General features: G+C 62.6%; 26 protein-coding genes and 2 tRNA genes. 12 read left to right on the top strand and 16 right to left on the bottom strand.

Annotation, left to right across the window (positions count from 1 at the left end):
• Positions 1-269: 269 nt before the first annotated feature.
• The 5 genes from BX591_RS07025 (at position 270) to BX591_RS07005 (ending at position 2,711) form a co-directional block, all read left to right on the top strand.
• Positions 270-620 (top strand): hypothetical protein, encoded by a 351-nt coding sequence (locus BX591_RS07025; RefSeq protein WP_111930254.1) that lies wholly within the window; start codon positions 270-272, stop codon positions 618-620.
• A gap of 147 nt (positions 621-767) precedes the next feature.
• Complete coding sequence (dusA, locus tag BX591_RS07020; RefSeq protein WP_111930252.1) at positions 768-1,769, top strand: tRNA dihydrouridine(20/20a) synthase DusA; 1,002 nt, start codon at positions 768-770, stop codon at positions 1,767-1,769.
• A gap of 89 nt (positions 1,770-1,858) precedes the next feature.
• Positions 1,859-1,934, top strand: a tRNA-His gene (locus BX591_RS07015).
• Positions 1,935-2,044: 110 nt separating this feature from the next.
• Positions 2,045-2,281: a hypothetical protein gene (locus BX591_RS07010; RefSeq protein ID WP_111929963.1), complete on the top strand. Its 237-nt coding sequence runs from the start codon at positions 2,045-2,047 to the stop codon at positions 2,279-2,281.
• Between the two features lie 136 nt (positions 2,282-2,417).
• The gene (locus tag BX591_RS07005; protein WP_111929962.1) at positions 2,418-2,711 is read left to right on the top strand and encodes a hypothetical protein; all 294 of its coding nucleotides are present in this window, start codon (positions 2,418-2,420) and stop codon (positions 2,709-2,711) included.
• A gap of 272 nt (positions 2,712-2,983) precedes the next feature.
• Here the strand turns inward: BX591_RS07005 and BX591_RS36025 are convergent, their stop codons facing one another.
• From BX591_RS36025 to BX591_RS06995, 3 genes are all read right to left on the bottom strand, one after another.
• A complete protein-coding gene (locus BX591_RS36025; RefSeq protein WP_146749738.1) occupies positions 2,984-3,589 on the bottom strand; it encodes a hypothetical protein in 606 nt (201 codons plus the stop codon).
• A gap of 181 nt (positions 3,590-3,770) precedes the next feature.
• Positions 3,771-4,190 carry a type II toxin-antitoxin system HicB family antitoxin gene (locus BX591_RS07000; protein ID WP_111929961.1) on the bottom strand — a complete coding sequence of 140 codons (420 nt, stop codon included), beginning with the start codon at positions 4,188-4,190 and terminating at the stop codon, positions 3,771-3,773.
• A gap of 74 nt (positions 4,191-4,264) precedes the next feature.
• Complete coding sequence (locus BX591_RS06995) at positions 4,265-4,450, bottom strand: type II toxin-antitoxin system HicA family toxin (protein WP_111929960.1); 186 nt, start codon at positions 4,448-4,450, stop codon at positions 4,265-4,267.
• A gap of 437 nt (positions 4,451-4,887) precedes the next feature.
• Here BX591_RS06995 and BX591_RS06990 point away from each other — a divergent pair, with 437 nt between their 5' ends.
• Entirely contained in the window at positions 4,888-5,154 is a 267-nt protein-coding gene (locus tag BX591_RS06990) for a hypothetical protein (protein ID WP_111929959.1), read from the top strand.
• Positions 5,155-5,303: 149 nt separating this feature from the next.
• Here the strand turns inward: BX591_RS06990 and BX591_RS06985 are convergent, their stop codons facing one another.
• Positions 5,304-5,546, bottom strand: coding sequence for a hypothetical protein (locus BX591_RS06985; RefSeq protein WP_111929958.1), 243 nt, complete (start codon positions 5,544-5,546; stop codon positions 5,304-5,306).
• A 127-nt stretch (positions 5,547-5,673) separates the two neighbouring features.
• A complete protein-coding gene (locus BX591_RS06980) occupies positions 5,674-5,871 on the bottom strand; it encodes a hypothetical protein (protein ID WP_111929957.1) in 198 nt (65 codons plus the stop codon).
• A gap of 170 nt (positions 5,872-6,041) precedes the next feature.
• On the opposite strand from BX591_RS06980, the gene BX591_RS06975 reads away from it, so the two are divergent.
• On the top strand, positions 6,042-6,461 hold the full coding sequence (locus tag BX591_RS06975) for a hypothetical protein (RefSeq protein WP_244146864.1): 420 nt from the start codon (positions 6,042-6,044) through the stop codon (positions 6,459-6,461).
• Between the two features lie 26 nt (positions 6,462-6,487).
• Here the strand turns inward: BX591_RS06975 and BX591_RS06970 are convergent, their stop codons facing one another.
• From BX591_RS06970 to ssuD, 4 genes are read right to left on the bottom strand one after another with little or no spacing between them, the layout of a single operon-like run.
• On the bottom strand, positions 6,488-6,703 hold the full coding sequence (locus BX591_RS06970) for a TOBE domain-containing protein (protein WP_111929956.1): 216 nt from the start codon (positions 6,701-6,703) through the stop codon (positions 6,488-6,490).
• A 58-nt stretch (positions 6,704-6,761) separates the two neighbouring features.
• A complete protein-coding gene (locus tag BX591_RS06965; RefSeq protein WP_111930248.1) occupies positions 6,762-7,868 on the bottom strand; it encodes an ATP-binding cassette domain-containing protein in 1,107 nt (368 codons plus the stop codon).
• Positions 7,868-8,701 carry an aliphatic sulfonate ABC transporter permease SsuC gene (ssuC, locus tag BX591_RS06960; RefSeq protein WP_111929955.1) on the bottom strand — a complete coding sequence of 278 codons (834 nt, stop codon included), beginning with the start codon at positions 8,699-8,701 and terminating at the stop codon, positions 7,868-7,870. The genes BX591_RS06965 and ssuC overlap by 1 nt, the downstream gene beginning before the upstream one ends.
• A gap of 60 nt (positions 8,702-8,761) precedes the next feature.
• Positions 8,762-9,922: an FMNH2-dependent alkanesulfonate monooxygenase gene (gene ssuD / locus BX591_RS06955; protein WP_111929954.1), complete on the bottom strand. Its 1,161-nt coding sequence runs from the start codon at positions 9,920-9,922 to the stop codon at positions 8,762-8,764.
• A gap of 512 nt (positions 9,923-10,434) precedes the next feature.
• Here ssuD and BX591_RS06950 point away from each other — a divergent pair.
• The gene (locus tag BX591_RS06950; RefSeq protein ID WP_111929953.1) at positions 10,435-10,860 is read left to right on the top strand and encodes a hypothetical protein; all 426 of its coding nucleotides are present in this window, start codon (positions 10,435-10,437) and stop codon (positions 10,858-10,860) included.
• 36 nt (positions 10,861-10,896) lie between these two features.
• Here BX591_RS06950 and BX591_RS06945 read toward each other — a convergent pair whose 3' ends face one another.
• Positions 10,897-12,027 (bottom strand): enoyl-CoA hydratase/isomerase family protein, encoded by a 1,131-nt coding sequence (locus tag BX591_RS06945; protein WP_111929952.1) that lies wholly within the window; start codon positions 12,025-12,027, stop codon positions 10,897-10,899.
• A gap of 46 nt (positions 12,028-12,073) precedes the next feature.
• Complete coding sequence (locus tag BX591_RS06940; protein WP_111929951.1) at positions 12,074-12,859, bottom strand: TetR/AcrR family transcriptional regulator; 786 nt, start codon at positions 12,857-12,859, stop codon at positions 12,074-12,076.
• A gap of 135 nt (positions 12,860-12,994) precedes the next feature.
• On the opposite strand from BX591_RS06940, the gene BX591_RS06935 reads away from it, so the two are divergent.
• A complete protein-coding gene (locus BX591_RS06935) occupies positions 12,995-13,996 on the top strand; it encodes an NAD-dependent epimerase/dehydratase family protein (RefSeq protein ID WP_111929950.1) in 1,002 nt (333 codons plus the stop codon).
• Between the two features lie 44 nt (positions 13,997-14,040).
• On the opposite strand, the gene BX591_RS06930 is transcribed toward BX591_RS06935, so the two are convergent.
• The gene (locus BX591_RS06930) at positions 14,041-14,325 is read right to left on the bottom strand and encodes a DUF1488 family protein (RefSeq protein ID WP_111929949.1); all 285 of its coding nucleotides are present in this window, start codon (positions 14,323-14,325) and stop codon (positions 14,041-14,043) included.
• Positions 14,326-14,462: 137 nt separating this feature from the next.
• Positions 14,463-14,735, bottom strand: a complete 273-nt coding sequence (locus tag BX591_RS06925) for a hypothetical protein (RefSeq protein WP_111929948.1) — start codon at positions 14,733-14,735, stop codon at positions 14,463-14,465.
• A gap of 265 nt (positions 14,736-15,000) precedes the next feature.
• Between BX591_RS06925 and BX591_RS06920 the strand changes: the two genes are divergently transcribed.
• On the top strand, positions 15,001-15,192 hold the full coding sequence (locus BX591_RS06920) for a hypothetical protein (RefSeq protein ID WP_111929947.1): 192 nt from the start codon (positions 15,001-15,003) through the stop codon (positions 15,190-15,192).
• Positions 15,193-15,282: 90 nt separating this feature from the next.
• Positions 15,283-15,663 (top strand): hypothetical protein, encoded by a 381-nt coding sequence (locus BX591_RS06915; protein ID WP_111929946.1) that lies wholly within the window; start codon positions 15,283-15,285, stop codon positions 15,661-15,663.
• A gap of 43 nt (positions 15,664-15,706) precedes the next feature.
• Here BX591_RS06915 and BX591_RS06910 read toward each other — a convergent pair whose 3' ends face one another.
• Complete coding sequence (locus BX591_RS06910; protein ID WP_420849354.1) at positions 15,707-16,039, bottom strand: DMT family transporter; 333 nt, start codon at positions 16,037-16,039, stop codon at positions 15,707-15,709.
• Between the two features lie 10 nt (positions 16,040-16,049).
• On the bottom strand, positions 16,050-16,547 hold the full coding sequence (locus tag BX591_RS06905; RefSeq protein ID WP_111929944.1) for a heme-degrading domain-containing protein: 498 nt from the start codon (positions 16,545-16,547) through the stop codon (positions 16,050-16,052).
• Between the two features lie 240 nt (positions 16,548-16,787).
• On the opposite strand from BX591_RS06905, the gene BX591_RS06900 reads away from it, so the two are divergent.
• Positions 16,788-16,864 (top strand) — tRNA-Met (locus BX591_RS06900).
• 193 nt (positions 16,865-17,057) lie between these two features.
• Here BX591_RS06900 and BX591_RS06895 read toward each other — a convergent pair.
• The gene (locus BX591_RS06895) at positions 17,058-18,092 is read right to left on the bottom strand and encodes an iron-containing redox enzyme family protein (RefSeq protein ID WP_244146862.1); all 1,035 of its coding nucleotides are present in this window, start codon (positions 18,090-18,092) and stop codon (positions 17,058-17,060) included.
• Positions 18,093-18,139 lie beyond the last annotated feature (47 nt).

Genomic DNA, 18,139 nt, shown 5'->3' with positions numbered 1-18,139 from the left:
ACTCGAGGGATATTGTCTGACGCGAAATTAACAGGCGCGCCATACAGTTGCGTTTCGAAATTTTAACTAACTGTTACAACACGAAGTCACGGTGACACTTCGGAAGGACTCTGCAATGCGTGGCGGCTAAGGCGTTGCATCTGGGTCGGCGGTTCGTCGAGGCGGGCCGCGAAAGATCGGCCGTAATCTGCGGACACAAATGGCGCTGAACTCCTGCGTGCGCGATTTTTCTGATTCTTATGCCAGGGGCAAATCGCCGGGAGAAAATCGTGAGCAGGCTCATTGTGTCGATGGCGCTGTTGGCGGCAGCCGCGAGTCTCACCGCTTGTGCGGTGGCGCCGCCCTATGACTACGGGTATGGGTACGCGCAACCGTATTACCCCGACTATGGTTACGGGTACGGACCGCCGTATGGGCCGGTCTATGGTTCGGTCGGATTCTGGGGCGGCTGGGGCGGTTGCTGTTACTACCGGGGCGGTGGCGGCTATTGGCGCGGCCGCGGCGGGTGGCACGGTGGTGGCTGGCATGGCGGCGGTGGCTATCACGGCGGCGGGTATGGTGGATCCCACGGTGGTGGCAGCTCATGGAGCAGCGGTAGCTCGGGGGGACGTGGGCGTTGAGGCGGGGACGCTATTGCTCGGAGTCGTTCGGCGTTGTTGCGGGTTTTTCAGACTTATTTGGCGACGCAGACAAAGTCGTCCGTCGAGACCGGCGATTTCACGCATTGCGGTAAAATCGGCGTTTTGAATCAAGCCGTTGGCCGCCTCATGTCTTCACCTCAAACTCCCAGTCCGCGCCGCGTGTCCGTCGCCCCGATGATGGACTGGACCGATCGCCACTGCCGCTCGCTGCATCGCGTGATCTCGCGCCATACTTGGCTTTACACCGAAATGGTCACCACCGGCGCGCTGCTGCACGGCGACGTGCCGCGCCATCTCGCGTTTACGCCGGAAGAAGCGCCGGTCGCGCTGCAACTCGGCGGCAGCGAACCGGCCGACCTCGCGCGCTCGGCCAAACTGGGCGAGCAGTGGGGTTATGACGAGATCAATCTGAATTGCGGCTGCCCGTCCGAGCGCGTGCAGCGCGGCGCATTCGGTGCGTGTCTGATGAACGAGCCGCAACTCGTCGCCGATTGCGTGAAGGCCATGCGCGATACCGTCTCGGTGCCGGTAACGGTCAAGCATCGGATCGGCGTGGACGCCGTGGAGGAATACAGTTTCGTGCGCGACTTCGTCGGCACGATCGCCGAGGCGGGTTGCACTGTTTTCGTCGTGCACGCGCGCAACGCAATTCTCAAGGGCTTGAGTCCGAAAGAAAACCGCGAGATTCCGCCGCTCAAATACGACTACGCCTATCAGTTGAAACGTGATTTTCCGCAACTGGAGATCATCATTAACGGCGGTATCAAAACGCTCGACGAAGTGGAAACGCATCTTCAATATGTCGACGGTGTGATGCTCGGGCGCGAGGCGTATCACAATCCGTATCTGCTGGCCGAGGTCGACGCACGCTTCTATGGCTCGACGCAAACGCCGCTCACGCGCGAGCAGGTCGAAGCGAAACTGATCGAGTATTGCGCGGCTGAAATGGCGCGCGGCACCTACCTCGGCGCGATCACGCGCCATGCGCTCGGTCTCTATCGTGGCGAAGCCGGCGCGCGTGGATGGCGTCGCGTGTTGTCGGATAGCAAGCGTCTCGCCGCGCGCGATCTGAGCATCTTCGACGAGGCAAGACAGCATCTGCGTGAGCCAGTCGAAATTTTTGAATAAAGGACTAGGCAAACGCAAATCTTGTTCGTATAATCTCGTTTCTTCATCGACGAGCCAGAGTTTTTAGGCAAGTCAAGCAGATGTCAGTGGTGGCTGTAGCTCAGTTGGTAGAGTCCAGGATTGTGATTCCTGTTGTCGTGGGTTCGAGCCCCATCAGCCACCCCAAAAGAATCAAGCGCTTAGCCCAGTCATTGCGACTGGGCTTTTTGCTTTCTGGCGTCCGTGTAACCACGGTGTAACCGGATTTAGTCAAAGCGTCTTCGACGAGGGGCTGTATGGCGTACATTCAATGCACCAAGTGCGGTGCTCTTGCGGCTTCGGTCTACAAAAAGGCAGACTTGGCGCAGGCCTTTCGCCCAGACGCCGCGCTCGGGGTAATTGCTCCTGCCGTGTTGGCGGGCATCATCCGCGCAGTCACGGAATTGCTTCGAGAGTGCATGGCATGGTGGCGTGACCGCCAGCAGCCTTATGCGGTCTGCACCGCGTGCGGGCATTTGTGGAAAATCGGCTGACACACGCGGAACGTCGGAAAGCCCCGCCGTCCTATATGACTCTTCTCTAACGTCGGAGAGGTCGCCTACGCTATCGACTCAAGCCGTCCGTCATCCGTTACCATCCGCGTAAAATCAAACGGCACGGGGCAATGTCATGAGCGAAACGCAGTCGAAGTTGTGGTTTTCTGGGGTTGCGTTCATTCCATACGCAATCTTGGCGTATGGGTTCAATTGGCTGACCAAAGGCAGCGACCACGGTTTGGATACAGCCCTCATCGTGGTTCTTGGCGGCCGACTGGTGTACGGTCTGATAGACAACGTAACCGCCGCCACCGCATGGCGCTTGCATGACCGCAAACGCGCGGTCGATGCTTTCTTGAAGCTAATCAATGCCACCGCGAGAAAGCCCCACAGACAGCCTCAGATACTACTTGAGCTATATCGATAGCGACAATGAGAGCAATGCGGTTATCCGTAGCGCCGCGCGTCAAATATCGACAACTATCGAACAGTCGCAGCATGAAGGTCTGATGGGCGGGAGCCGGGTTGAGAAGGCGGCTCAGCTGGCTTACGCGCGCTACCAGGACGGATTACCGGCATTTCGATTGCCAGATTGGATTAAGACCGAATGAGCACCTGGACTGGCCCCGCGGCCTCCAGTTCGCTGAGCGCGGCTCGCGCGCGTACGCGCGCGTAGTGGCGTTTGTCATCGCCCTTTTTTCAGGCCGGAAATAATCCCACTCGCTGTTTTTCGCCTGTTGAAACAGACAGCGCGCCGCCTATTTTCGGTCTGTCATCAGGCAGCGCGTCGATGTTTGCATCGGTCATGTGGTGCGAGGCGTTGTGCCAAATTGCATGTACGGCATCTGAGTAGGAGGCAGCGCAAACTTCACTGCCGGATTCCCAAAAGCGAAATGCCCCACCGGGTCGCCGCCCATCATTTGCTGATGATTTCCCCTCGCTGCGAGCAGGCCGGCGCCAAGGAGTCCGGCGCCCCAGCGCCCAGGGCGCAGGGTTGAAGCCGCCCATTGTTGCGCCTCCAATCGGGGCGTCGCCGTTTACTGCACCCGAGAGGCCGCCGAGCGCGCCGCTTGACGTGCCGGTCATGCCGCCACCCGGGAGCAAGCCGCCAAAAAGCCAAGTCGGTGCGCTACCAAGCGCATCCCCGAGATTGCCACTCATCGCATCGCAGCCCCGAGCCATCCGGTGTAACCGCCGTGTCAGCCCCGTATCGCAGTAGGCGGCGGGGCCGTTGAAGATTCCGGTAAATCCGCCAGCGCCCGCACCAGTTGGATCGCTTCCAAAGCCGAAGAAATGCCATTTCACCGACCTCCGTTAAAAGTCTATTGCGTCGTCCGACAGCTTGGACTCATGCGCCACCCGTCCGTCACCGTTCGCTGAGTCGAAGTCAGCTCGTTATCAAATCACGACCGCAGTCCCTCCGCTCTTCGCGAGAACAATAAAAAACCCGCCAAAGCGGGTTTCATTGAGGATGCGGCAAACCGGCTCAGACGAGCCTCACTTCGAGGCGCCTGCCAAGCACGGCGAACGCGGATTCGACCATCTCGATCTTCGACGAATGCCTGAGATTGAGCAGGCGATCGACCTGCACCTGATTCACTTTCAGCCGGCGCGCCAACTCCGCCTTGCGCACATTCTGCTGCAGCATTTCATTTGCCAGCAGAACTTTCGATGTGACCAGCGCCGGCAGGGTTACGACGTGCTGGCCGCGCTTCGCCCTGGACGGCAACGGAATGGGTTGCTTTTCCGAAAAGTAGATCTCCAGTGCCGCTTCCAGCGCGTCGAGAGCCTGCGCGATTGCATCCTCTTCGTTCTCTCCAACACTGAGCGCTTCAGGCACGTCCGCAAACGTGACGAGAAGCGTGCCATTTGAATCCGGCGTCAGCTCGATGGGATACGACAACATACGATTCTCCAGTGGTACCGCTTCAAGAAAATACAAAGGCCGCGGACGATCGGACCGGTCTGAGGTGCCCCGGCTCATTGGATACCCAACTGCTTCTTGATCGCTTCGACAAGGTAGGTACCCATTTCCTTGGCTCCGTGATCGGGAAAAATGGTCGTCTTACCGTTCAGCGTGACCCGATAGTGACTTGAACCGCTTCTGTGCCGCTCGAAGGTCGCACCTTGTTTCCTCAGCCACTTCCTAAACTCGCTGTACTTCATGCTCCCTCTCTCGGTGAGTCAGAGAGAGGTTAGTACAACACATATGTTGTATCAAAAAAACTAGAGATGCAACATTCAAGTTGGATTACATAGCTCACAACAAACAGTTCTCGCCGAGCAATGGAGATCGAGCCGAAGTCTCCGCACAAACCGAACTTGCCACCCGCGCTTTCCGGCATAGCCGCCGATAACCCGCTCCGCGACTGGGTCTTTCCTCCCCCAAAACCGCCCACCCATCGGGGTCGGACCATCGCTCGCCCTTCTCCCGCTTGCCTCCGGCCGATTATTTCAGAATCGAGAACAGTAATTTCAAATTATCGGTACAAATTCTCGATAGTAGGGGTATACACTGGCTTCCATCGACGTTGCAGACAAACCCCACCGGCCCCTGCGACGCCATCCTGAACTGAAGTCGAAACATTTAACGGAGTCACACCATGAACACCAAGCTTATCGCCGCTGTGCTGGTTGCTGTTTCTGCCTCGATCGCCGCTCCCGCTTTTGCTAGCGGCTACGGCCCGGCACCGTCGTATCGCCCGTCGGTCGGCGCACCGGCTTCGCAACAAGGCCAGAATGCTCAAACCGTCGCTGCAGAACGCACTCAAGCGGAATCGAACGCTTACGGCGGTGTGAAGAGCGTGTCGACGCAATCGGGTACGCGTGAAGCGACCTCGGGCCCGCAATCGGTTTTCTTCGGCCACTAAGCAGTCGTTGTTGAATCTGCTGCCGCCACGGGCAGCGGATAAAACTGGGCGCCGCGCATGATGTATTCATGCCGGCGCCCAGTTTGCGTTTACAGCGATAAATGTTGGTCCGACGCCGTGTCGTGGATCTCGCCCCAGCACTGCCGACGCTACGCGGCGAACCCCGCATCGATAGTCGCGCGCCCGGCCCGCAAGGCTGCCTCCGCTGCCGCATGTTCGGTCGGCCAGAGACTGTCGATTCGCACCAGCCGCCAGTCGATCACCACGGCCCCGCCCCGCAGCACCCGGAAATGCGCCTTGACGCCGGTCAGCACCTGCTCGACCGCGACCTCGATGTCGTAGTCCAGATAGCGCTCCTGATAATCGCCCATGTCGAGGCCTTTCGGTTCCATGGTCGCCTCCGTGGTAGCTCGTGGTAACTCGTAGCGTGAGCCGGCGGCGCAACCGGCCGCACTAACCCAGCGAGCGCCGGCTCGCACAGCGCACGGCCCTTCGCTCCAACCCGCCCTACCCTGACGATCAATCGCAATCGCCCGACAGATACTGCCGGCCGCTGCAGGTGATCTCGACTTCGCCGCCGCCCGCTTCGGTAACCAGACCGCTCGCCAGCAATTCGGCCGCGACGGATTGCGCAAAGGCCGGCGCGGTCTGACCGACGCCGACATCGTTCAGGCGCCGCAAAGCTTCGATCGCTTCGGGACTCAATGACTTGGACATCGCCGTCTCCCGTCGGGATGATCAATTCATCCTAGCAACTTTCGGCGCGGTGTGCAGATGTGGGCGCGGCATAGCGATTGCGTGTACAGGGTGTCGCCAAGGTGCCGCACGCGGCATGTCGAACGCGCGTGATCCTGTTAGACAAGGCCGGTTGCGCAAAGGAGAAGGAGATGAAGCGAAGCAGATTGGCGGCGTTGAAAACGTTGCGTGCAACGTTGAACGCAGCAGCGGTCACAGCATTGAAAGCGAGCATCGTGCTCACGTTGTCCGCTGCGGGCAGCATGCTTACGTTCGCGCAAACGCCTTCGCACGTGCAGACCGCACAAACCGCAAGAACGGCACAAATCACACAAACTTCAACCGGACAAAGCGGGCAAACCGCACAAACCGCGCCTCAGCTCGCCCAGACCAACCCGCCTCCTCAGCAGGACGGCAGGGACGGCAACGCCCCCATGGCCAGGCCACCGGCGGCGGCCTCAGGCGCTGGCGGTTCGAGCAATCCGGACAACATGCCGGTCAAGCGTCCGCCCAAACCCACCGACGAGCGCATGATGCGGCAGCCGCCCGCCAGCGGCGCAAACGCGAAATGAGGCGTGCAGCATCGGCCTCATCAGCCTCACAGACACGCGATCGACACCTCCGTCGACTTCACCAGCGCGACCACTTCCGAGCCGACCTTCAGATCGAGTTCGTCGACCGAGCGCGTGGTGATGACCGAGGTGACGATACCGAACGGCGTATCCACGTCGACTTCCGACACCACCGGACCACGGATGATTTCCTTGACCTTGCCTTTGAACTGATTACGTACGTTGATTGCGGAAATGCTCATATCGGGTAACTCCAAAGTCCAGAAAAGCGATTGAAAAAAACAGGTCAGGCAAGGAAACTCAGACGGCCCAGCGGACCTCGGTCGGCCGCATGAGACGGCCCTCGTCACGAGCGTCACGCGCTTCATACGCGCGATACGCCAGCGCATCGTCGTTCGGCGCGGTCTTCAGCACGCGTTGCAACACATGTTCTTCGAGCGCCGCGAAACCGGCCGACGCGCGCGCCCGCGGACGCGCGAGCGGCACCGGCTGATCGAGTGCGATCCGCCCTTCCTCGATCAGCAGAATGCGGTCGCCGAGCGCGACGGCTTCATGCACGTCGTGCGTGACCAGCAACGCCGTAAAGCGATGCTCGCGCCACAACCGCTCGATCAGCGCGTGCATTTCGATCCGCGTCAGCGCGTCCAGCGCGCCGAGCGGTTCATCGAGCAGCAGCAATTGCGGACGATGCACGAGCGCCCGCGCCAGCGCGACCCGCTGACGCTGCCCGCCGGAAAGCTGCGCGGGCCAGTCGTTGGCGCGTTCGAGCAGGCCGACTTCGGCGAGCACGGCGCGCGCATCGTCGCGCGCGCTGCGGCCCAGGCCGAGCATCACGTTCTGCAGCACGCTCTTCCACGGCAACAGGCGCGCGTCCTGGAACATGATGCGGGTGTCGAGCGGACCGCCGTCTTCGGCGCGCTTGTCGAGCACGCCCGCGCTGGTTTTTTCGAGGCCGGCAACCAGCCGCAGCAACGTCGATTTACCGCAACCGCTGCGGCCGACGATCGCCACGAAACTGCCGCGCTCGATCGACAGATCGAAATCGGTCAGCACCTTGCGCTCGCCGTACTGCTTGCCGACGCCGCGCAACTGCACCGAGTAATCCGCCGACGCCGCGGCGGAACCGGCGCCTGAACCCGCGCCGCCCCTCTCACCCGAGCGCGCAACCGCCCCCGCAGCAAAATCACGCACTTCGGCAAGCCCACGCGCATCGTCACGCGCCGCCGCGTCAACCGCATGCACAGCACTCACAGCCCCGCCCCGAGCGACCTCATGCGACACATCGTCAAACTCAAATCCCGCCGCCTCGCCAGCGTCACGATCGACGACACGCGTTTGCGCCAGTTCAGCCTCGAGATCGCTGCCCGCGATCCCGCCAAACGACGTCGAGAAAGTCGTCGCGTTCATCATTTCGCTCCTCGTTGATAAGCCGGATGCCAGCGCAAGGACACGCGCTCGAGGCTCTTCGCCAGCACATCGGCGAGCTTGCCGAGCCCCGCGTACAGCAGAATGCCGACCACCACCACATCGGTTTGCAGAAACTCGCGCGCATTCATCGTCATATAGCCGATGCCGGACTGCGCGGAGATCGTCTCGGCGACGATCAGCGTGACCCACATCAGCCCGAACGCGAAGCGCACGCCGACCAGAATCGACGGCAAGGCGCCCGGCAACACCACATGCCGGTACAACGCGAAACCCTTCACGCCGTAGCTACGCGCCATTTCGATCAGGTTCGCGTCGACCGAGCGGATGCCGTGAAACGTGTTCACGTAGATCGGGAAGAACACGCCGAGCGCGACCAGAAAGACCTTGGCTTCTTCCTCGATGCCGAACCACAGGATCACGAGCGGAATCATCGCCAGCGCGGGGATGTTGCGGACCATCTGCACGGTCGAATCGAGCGCGATTTCGGCGGGTTTGAACAGGCCGGTCGCGAGCCCCAGCACGAGACCGATCCCGCCGCCGATCGCAAAGCCCGACACCGCCCGCCACGTGCTGACCTTGACGTCCGCCCACATTTCACCGGACTGGATCAGCGACCACGCGGCCTTCACGACCGCGAGCGGTTCGGGCAGCACGCGCGTCGACAGCACGCCGCTACGCGCGGCCAGTTCCCACGCCAGCAGAATCGCGAGCGGTGCGAGCCACGGCGCCAGTTGCGCGCCGATCCGGCGCCACGCAGCCGCGCGCGCGCCCGCGTTTTCGTTTCGATCCGCATTCACGGTAGCTTGAGCCATCATGACTTTCCTGATTGCCGCATCAACGGGTGCGACGGATGCAAGTGGAGCGCACCGCGCTCAACTCGAACTCGCCGCCTTCGGCAAATAGTTATTGCCGACGATCTCGCCGAACGGACCCGACAGCGGCCCGTTCGAGGTCTTGTTCTGGCGGTTCGGCAACAGCGGAAACACCAGTTCGGCGAAGCGATACGATTCCTCGAGATGCGGATAACCGGACAGAATGAAGGTATCGACGCCGAGCGCGGCGTACTCCTTCATCAGCGCCGCCACCTGCTCCGGATTGCCGACCAGCGCCGTGCCCGCGCCGCCGCGCACGAGGCCCACGCCCGCCCACAGGTTCGGGTAGACCTCCAGCTCCGCGCGGCCGCCGCGTTTGCCGCCGTGCAATGCGGCCATGCGGCGTTGTCCTTCGGAATCCATCTTCGAGAACGACGCCTGAGCACGTGCGATGGTTTCGTCGTCGAGCTTGCTGATCAGTTTGTCGGCCGCGGCCCACGCTTCTTCTTCGGTTTCGCGCACGATCACGTGCAGACGAATCCCGAACCTGATCGTGCGGCCGTGCGCCGCGGCGCGCGCGCGAATATCGGTGATCTTCTTCGCCACGGCTTCGGGCGGCTCGCCCCACGTCAAGTAGGTGTCGATGTGCTCGCCCGCCATGTCGTGCGCGGCTGGCGACGAACCGCCGAACCACAGCGGCGGATGCGGATTCTGCACCGGCGGATATAACGCCTTGCCGCCCTTCGAACTCAGATGTTTGCCGTCGAAATCGATCGCGTCGTTGGTATGCGACGCAGTGAGCAGCTTGCGCCAGATATGCAGGAATTCGTCGGTGATCTCGTAGCGCGTGTCGTGGTCGACGAACACGCCGTCACCTTCCAGTTCGGCCGCGTCGCCGCCGGTCACGACGTTGATCAGGAGGCGTCCGTTCGACAAACGGTCGAAGGTTGCCGCCATGCGCGCCGCCAGTCCCGGCGACGAAATGCCCGGCCGGATCGCCACCAGAAACTTCAGACGTTTGGTCGCGGCGATCAGGCTCGACGCGACCACCCATGCGTCTTCGCATGAACGGCCGGTCGGCAGCAGGACGCCTTCGTAGCCGAGCGTGTCGGCAGCCACGGCGATCTGCTGGAAATAGTCGTAATCGGCCGCGCGTGCGCCTTGGGACGTACCGAGATAGCGGCTGTCGCCGTGAGTCGGAATGAACCAGAACACATTCATGTGCTGCTCCTGCTTGTTCGAAAACTGGATTGAATGAAGACGTTGCGGAACCTGCCCACGCACACGCCGGCCGCGCGCATCCAACGGACAGCCTGTCGGCGGCCCGGCGAAGCAACGCAAAAGAGGATGAAGAAAAAAGCGGCGGTAACCGCGCCGGCTAGCGACGACAGCGTCGGCGCGCGCACGCCGGGCGGCGGATGAAGATCGGCATCAGGCAGGACATCGCGACAGCTTCCCTCGACCAGACGTGCGCGTGCTGCGCTCGATTAAATGGGCGACGGCGGCAAACACCGTCTGCATGGAGAAACAGTCTAGGGATCGGGCCGAGGCTTTTGAACGATTTTTTTTAACTTAGGTTTTCCACTTTCGTGATTAGCCCGACGTTAAAGCATACGGATGTTGCGCGCCGTGCACGCAGAAAAGCGAAGCTCCCTAGATATAATGGCGCACGTTTCCAATAACCCGGTGCAGGTCGCGCGAGCCGCGCCGCCTGAGCTCTCGCGGTGCACTGCATGCAAAAACTCATCCTGCCGTTCGTTGCCGGTTTTCTGGCTTCCCTGTTCTTTCACGAATCGACGCTGGCGCTGTTGCACGCGGCCGGGCTGATCGACCCAACGGGTTTTTCGACCGCACCGTTTTTACCGCTCGGGCTGCCCGAGTTCATCGCCAACGCTATCTGGAGCGCATTCTGGGCGGTGCTGATGGCGTGGCTGCTGCGCGTCGCGCCGCAACGGCGCGCACCGTGGGTACCGGCATTTGTATTCGGCGGCATCGCGTTGACGGCGGCGAGCGTGTTCGTGGTCGATCCGCTGCGCGGCATCTGGCCGAGCGGCAACATGCTGCCGCGCCTCGCGGTGGGGTTCGCCGCCAATGCCATGTGGGGCTGGGGCGCGCTGGTGTTCATGCGCGCCTTCATGGCAAGCGGGGACGAGGACTGAGCGAGGCTTAGCGAACCTCAGCGAACCCAGGCGCGCCTAGCCGCGCAGATCCCGCAACGGGTGTTCGCTCGCGGGCCACGGGCTTTCGAACATCTTTTCCACTTCGGCCGCGCTCACGTCTTCAATGCGCGCGAAACGCCAGCGCGGCGCATTGTCTTTATCGATGATGCGCGCGCGAATCCCTTCGACCGTATCGCCCCGCGTAAAGCACGAACGCGTCAGATCGAGATCGCAGCGCAACACGTCCGCCATCGAAGCCTCGGCGCGCGTCACCACTTCCAGCGATATCTCCATCGACAACGGCGAGCGTTCGCGCAATACGGCGATCATCTGTTCCGCCCATTCGGCATTGTCGCCGTCGCGCTCCCGTTCGAGCGACGCGAGAATCCGCGCCACGTCGGGCAGCGAGAAATGCCGGTCGATCAACGCCCGCGCATTGGCCAGCGACGAAGCCTCGGGCGCCGGCGCAACCTGATACGCCAGCGCTTCGCGCTCGATACACGCCACGACATCCGCGCCACGCTCGAACAGTTCGCCGCGCAAGGTGTCCACCAGCGCGGGCAACGCGGAGTCGTCGAGATAGACATCGGCGAGACCCGCGTAGAGCGCGTCCGCCGCGCCGATGGTCTCACCGGTTACCGCCAGATAGCGGCCGAGCGCGCCCGGCGTGCGGGCCAGAAACCAGCTCGCGCCCACGTCGGGGAACAGCCCGATGCGGGTTTCGGGCATCGCCATCTTCGTGGAATTCGTGACGACGCGCAGGCCGCCGGTGCGATGCGCGCCCTGCGAAATGCCCATCCCGCCGCCCATCACCACGCCGTTCATCAACGCGATATACGGCTTCGGGTACGTGAAGATGGCGTGATTGAGCCGATATTCCTCGGTGAAGAACACGTCGCGGGCGTCATGCTCGGCGCGTTGCGCGGACTCGTACAGAAAGCGGATATCGCCGCCCGCGCAGAACGCGCGCGGATGCTGGCTGCGCACCACCACCGCGATCACGTCGGGATTGTCGCGCCATTGGTCGAGGGCCGCGTGCATCGCGCGAATCATGCCGGTGGATAGCGCGTTGAGCGCCTTCGGCCGCTCCAGTTCGATGAAGCCGATGCGATTGGCTACGTAAGTCGCGACTTCGTCGCTGACGGCGGGCGAGGCGGAAATGGACATGGCGTGCTACGCGCAACGGCGCAAAATGAAATGGAACTGAACGTTATCACGCGCTCGCGGCTTTCGGTTTGGCGCGCGGTCTGGCGGCGGGTTTGGCGGCGGGCACCGGTGATGCCTTGCCGGCGTTGGACGGTCCGAACCAGACATCGAGTGTCAGGTTCAGCACCGTGTCGAGCGGCGCCGTTGGGAACACCGGGCATGTCAGATTCAGCGCGACGATGCCATGCAAGGTCGCCCAAAAGGCCTCGGCCCACACACTCACATCCGCCGGCGCGGACAGACGCCCCGCTGCCTTCAGCTCGTCGAGCGCACCCAGCATGATGTGCAGCGCGGCGGCGCCGGGGTCGTCGTCAGGGTGCGCGGCGGTAGTCGACGATGCCGACGACGCCGTGGCATCTTCGCCTGCCGCGACGGGCTCCTCGCCCTCCCCCCCCTCCGACACGTGCGCCTTGCGCGCCGCCCCGCCCAATGCCGCGCCGGTGTAGCTCGGATCTTCCATGAAGATCAACCGGTAAGTCTGCGGATGCGCCACGCCGAACGCGATGTAAGCGCGCCCGAGCGCCTTGAGCCGCTCAGCGGGATCCGCGATCCCCGCATGCGGCTCGAAGCTTGCCAGCAATTGCGCATAGCCTTCCTCGCACAACGCCTGCGCGATCTCGTCGCGGCTCGCGAAGTGAAGGTAGAGCGTGGCCGGTGAATATTCGATGGCGTCGGCGATTTTGCGCATGGATAACGCGGCAAAGCCCTCGCGCATCACGATGCGCCGCGCGGCATCGAGGATGCGTTCGCGCAGTGCCTGCTTCTGGCGGTTCTTTCGTTCAGCGATTCCCATGACGGCTATTTTCCGGTTGACAAACTGAAAAGTCAAATTAAACTGAACACTGTTCACTGAACGATGTTCATTAAATTTCACTCCATCAAACACATTCGCTCGAGACGCGCTCGGGCGCGATCTCAAGGAGTCGTCATGGAAGCAAACGGGAAAGTCGGGCTGTTCGGTGCCGCGGGCGCGGCAGGTCAGATCATCGCGACGGCGCTGAGCGCCGCGGGGCGCGATTACCGCGTGGTCGGCCGCTCGCGTGAGCCGCTCGAAGCGGCATTCGGCGACGATCCGCACGCCGAAATCGTCACATGGAATCCGGACGATCCCGTCTCGATCCAGGCGGCCGCCGCCGGCTTGCAGACCGTGATTTATCTGGTCGGCGTGCCCTACGACCGCTTCGCCGAGCATCCGCCGCTGATGGAACGCACGCTCGCGGGCGTGACGGCAGCGGGCGTCGAACGTTTCATTCTGATCGGCACCGTGTATCCGTACGGCCGCGCGCGCAGCAATCCGATTCGCGAGGATCATCCGCGCGAGCCGCACACGTTCAAAGGCCAGATGCGCCTCGCGCAGGAACAACTGGTGCTCGCGGCGCACGGCCGCAACGGTTTGTCGACGCTGGTGCTGCGCCTGCCCGATTTCTACGGCCCAGGGATCGAGCGCAGCCTGGTGAACGGCGTGTTCGAAGGCGCGGCCAACGGCACGCGCGCGCAGATGATCGGCCCGGTGGATGTGCCGCACGAGTTCATCTATCTGCCGGACGCCGGACCGGTGGTCGAAAAACTCACGCGTACGCCCGAGGCGTATGGACGCTGGTGGCATCTGGCCGGCGCAGGCACGATCACGCAACGCGAAATGGCGCGTCAAGCCTATGCGCTGGCCGGCCGGAAACCGAAGCTGATGATTGCCGGCAAGACGATGCTGCGCGCGCTCGGCCTGTTCAATCCGTTGATGCGCGAGCTGGTGGAGATGAACTACCTGATGACCGAACCCGTCGTGATGGACGACACAGCGTTGTCCGGCCTGCTCGGCCCGATTGCTAAAACGTCGTATGAGGAAGGCATCCGGCAGACGTTCGAAGCCGCACGCGAAGCGGCCTCGGCGAAGGCCGCGGCAGGCGGTGCGGGGGCGGCGAAAGCGGCGTGATTCAGGCGGGTGGGTTCAAGTGGCACGGCGAACTGCCGCGCCGCTCACCCCGCCGCGTTGCCCGGCGGGAAGTGTCCGCTCTTGAGCAGCACGGGCGTGCCGTTACTGATCTGCAGATGCTCGCGCGCCACGGCCTCGATGCGCTCGCGGCCGGCGTCGAACGCGCGCAGCCAGCCTTCGAGATTTTCGCTGTATGCGCCGAAGTGGTCTTCGAGCGCCTCGACCGAGATCGCGCACGGCACCGGTTCGCCATCCACCAGTGCGGGAAAAACGACAGTGAGATTGGAATCGCGGTAAGCAGGCGCGTCCGCGGGAAACCGAATTTCCATGGTCGCCTCATCAGAAGTATCCGGCGGGAGCTCGGGGCCGACGCGCAGCCGCCGGTCCCGGAGAACCCCGCTATGGTACTCGCGCGGCCGGACCACGGTCCAGCCTGCGGCGGCCTGCTGTTTTGCGTCGCGCGTCGTCATCCGTGACCTCCCAGCAGACGGTCGACGTAGTCGCGCGCCGCCTGTTCGACGAAGCCGAGCGCTTCCTCCTCGCTGCCGAAACGCTGCTCGCCGCCGAGCTCCAGCAAGGTCTCGATCCGGTGCGGATCGTCCGGACCGAGCTCCGCGAGACTCACCGAACCGATGTAAGTCCCGCCGACGGCATGGGCCGGCGCCGCGTTGGCCGGCACGAGGCGCGCGGCGGCGCTGATGTAATAGCCGCGATAAGGTCCGCTGACCCGTTCAGCCATCTTCGTTCTCCTCGTTGCAGTTGATGTAGCGATTGGCGTCGTCCGACGTTGTCCGGCGTTGTCAGGGATGCCGCATCGAGCGCATGAGTGCGCACGGCAACCCGTGTATCGATCGCCAACCGCCGAGTAAGTAAGGCGCCTCGGCAGCCGATAAGTTCGCCCCTGCTACAGCGGATCGCACTTGTGCCGCGCCGGGCGGTCGAACCGACTCCGAGGCACGATCCGTGCTGACGGGAGACGCCTTTTTGAGTTCAGCGAGCGCAATATGGGAAAATATTTTCTGCGGAACCACGAACTGCCCGAGCCGGAAGCGGCGAACCGGTGGTTTGCTTACGCCGAAAGCCACGGCATCGACATTCCGAAAGCCATCAGCATCTGGGAAGACGCGGCCACTGTCAGCGGCAATGAAAGCCGCCGGCTGGTCCGCGAAGCGGGCATCACGATCGAGACACCCTAGGTCTTGCGCTCGGCCCGCCGGGCTCTTCACCTTCGCTTCGCGCCGACACGGCGCGCCCCGGACATCTATCTGAATGAAAGGAAACTCACGATGCAATTCATGACGCCATCGCGCCGCGCCACCCGCCTTTGCCTGAGCGCCACGCTCGCCATGTTGCGCAAGGCGGGGCTGCCTGTCGCGCTGCCCGCTGCCGTCTTGCTCGGCGCGAGCCTCGCCGGCTGCGCATCGTCGAACACCACGTCGTTGATCAATCTGCCGAACGGCCAGACCGGCTTCGCGGTGAATTGCAGCGGCGCGGACGCCGCGTCGAGTTGGGCCTCGTGCTACGTGCAGGCCGGCAAGGCATGCGGCGCGACCGGCTACGACATCGTGTCGAAAGACAACGACGAAGGCGGCGCGGCGGGCGGCAGCGTGACGAACGTCGTGTCGGCGAACGTCAAGAACCGCTCGATGATCGTGCGCTGCAAGTAAACGCCCAGCGTGCCGCCTGTCGAAACGTCAGTACGCCAGTACGTCAATGCGCCTGCATCTTCGAAAAAATATTCAATACCGCGACGCCGGCAATGATCAGCCCTAGCCCGATGATGGCGGGCAGGTCCGGCACCTGCCGGTACAGGACCAGCGCGACGAGCGTGATCAGCACGATGCCGGCGCCCGACCACACCGCGTAGACGATGCCGACCGGAATACTCTTGAGCGTCAGCGACAGGCAGTAAAACGCGATGCCATATCCGATCACGACAACCGCCGACGGCACGAGCCGCGAGAAACCTTCCGAGGCCCGCATCGCCGAAGTCGCGATCACCTCGGCAACGATTGCGACGCCGAGCAGCGCATAAGGAGGCATCCGCATCGCCTCAGGCCTTGGCAAGCGCGAGCTTGCCGTAGTCATGGCCGAGATGTGCGCACAGCGCTTCCACCACCAGCTCGTGATCGGCGCGCTGCGGCAGACCGGACACGGTGATCGAGCCGATCACGCCGACGCCGCTCACCGTCAACGGAAACGCGCCGCCATGCGACGCATATTCGTGAGCCGGCAACGCGTGCTTGTCGGCGAGCGTGCTCCCGGCTTGCTGCATCTTCAGACCGATCGCGTATGAACTGCGCCGGAAATGCGCGACCGTGTTGCCCTTGCGGCGCGCCCAATCCACGTTGTCCGGCGTCGCGCCGTCGAGCAGGCTGAAGAACAGCGGCTGACCGAAGGTGCGTACGTCGATCGCGGCGGCGATACCGCGTGCTTTCGCGACCTCGTGCAGATAGGCGCCGATCTGCCATGCGCGGTCGGCGTCGAATTGAGGGAACACCAGCGCGTGTTCCTGGGCGGCAATCATCTGCAGATCGTGTGCGATATCCATGGCGTTCGGAGCGAGTAAAAGTGGAGGCAGTGGCGGCGCGCGTCGCTGCATGAGTACGGCGATGCCGCCTACGACGCGCCGCGCGAAGCGAACCTGGATTCTAGCGCAGCGCCTTACGACGGCCTTCCGGCATACGACGCAAGCAATGCATGCGACGACTTGCGAGCGCGCAGTGAAGTCGATTCTTAAACAGCTATTGCAACAGCCTGTCGCGTACGCTATACTCTTTTCTTCGACGGACGCGGGGTGGAGCAGTCTGGCAGCTCGTCGGGCTCATAACCCGAAGGTCGTAGGTTCAAATCCTACCCCCGCAACCATCAAGCATTTAAAGGCCTGATTTCTCACGAAATCAGGCCTTTTCGCTTTTCCGGGCAGACTCAGCTATCTGCCTTGTTCCGATGGTTCACCGCACCCATTCACTCCGCCGCCGGCCGACTCGCGTTCACGCATGCACACGAGTCGGTCGATCCACCGGCCAGCTAATCGAATTCAGATGCAGCAGCTCGAGAACTACGCGGTGAGCTGCTCATAAAGCGCGTCGTAGTAGTCACGGCAACTCGCCAGCCGCAACGCCGCGCCCAGCAAAATATCCGCCCCCACCGCCGGCGTTTCATTCACGATCGGCACGATCACATTGGCCAGCCAGCCTTCGCCGTGAATCACGTCGATGGTCACGTGCTCATCGTAGTAATCGAGTTCGTTCAGATTCCCCAGGCCGACGCGCCGGCACCCACGCGCCAGCTTTTCGTATTGCGACGGATCCAGCAGTTCCGTCATCGCCATGATGCCCAGCAGCTTGAAGTAGTGACGGCGGTTCAGACAGCTCAGCATGAAGAGATTGTGGCCGGCCAGTCCTTGCCAGCCGAGTGCGCCGGCATGATTGTCGTGCGCGCGGCCGACGCCGACAGTCTCCAGCAGATGCTGGAACAGACTCACATGACTGCGCGCTGCTTCGCCGCGTCCGGATTCGTCCCAGAAATTTTGCGCGAGTTCTTTGCGCACACCTTCTCTCGAGCCGACCATCGAAAACAGCAGCAGGTCGAAGAAGCGGATATTCAGCGCACTGTCGCTTTTGAAAAACGCGATCACCTGTTCCCGCGACGCATCCTTCTCCAGAAAATCGAACAACGGATGCGCGGCCACCGGATGGCGCGCCCACAGTTCCTTCAACGAACGCACCATCGCGGCGCTATCGGACGCGCCGGTTTCGATGTCGAGCCGCCCCACTTCACTATCGATCCACGCACGCTCGATACGACCACGAACCCGCGTCAACGTCGGGTTGAATTGATTCGCCGTACGCGGCGACGTGCCGTCCATCACATGCAGGTCGTAAAGTGAAAAGAGCGCGCGATGCACTTCCTTCAGCGCGACCGGATCGCGCCCGGCGAACGCGCGACTCAGCGCGATCTTCAGGTGATCGAGAAAGCGCGCCTCCCAAGCGGGCTCCTGCTCGACCCACTCTTCGAGCTCCGCGCAATCGCACAGCGCGGACACCGCGAGATCGAGCGGCATCGACAGGACGGATGCGAGAAGTGGCGGCATGTCACTCATAACGTCCATATGCCGATCCGCCTGATTGTTTGCTGGTG

The organism is Paraburkholderia bryophila, from assembly GCF_003269035.1.
Taxonomy (GTDB): Bacteria; Pseudomonadota; Gammaproteobacteria; order Burkholderiales; family Burkholderiaceae; genus Paraburkholderia; species Paraburkholderia bryophila.
The sequence above is the reverse complement of the archived record's forward strand: the minus strand, read 5'-3'. Positions and strand labels throughout refer to the sequence as shown.